The organism is Peribacillus sp. SIMBA_075, from assembly GCF_046534585.1.
This window is the reverse complement of sequence record NZ_JAWRYN010000875.1, coordinates 1-262: the sequence shown is the minus strand read 5'-3', so window position 1 is coordinate 262 and position 262 is coordinate 1. Positions and strand designations below refer to the sequence as shown.

General features: G+C 51.9%; 1 pseudogene. It reads left to right on the top strand.

The annotated features are described in order from the left end of the window. Window positions 1-262: pseudogene (locus tag SB775_RS30745) on the top strand (N-acetylglucosamine-6-phosphate deacetylase); the annotation flags it as partial.

Below are 262 nucleotides of genomic sequence, written 5' to 3'. Positions count from 1 at the left end.
GTATTGCTTTCAAATGTCACCATCGCCAATGCAGGAACGGAAAACCGGGTTGCCGACCTTTTTGTACAAGGCGGCAAAATAAAAGAAATCGGGCAGAACCTATCGCAAAAAGCCGACGTCCGGATTGACGCAAGCGGGAAAAATTGGGTAGTGCTGCCAGGGTTCATTGATGTCCATATCCACGGGTCTTCGGGCTTCGATACGATGGATGCGACGCCTGAGGCATTGGATGGCTTGGCGAGTTCGCTCCCGAAAGAAGGCA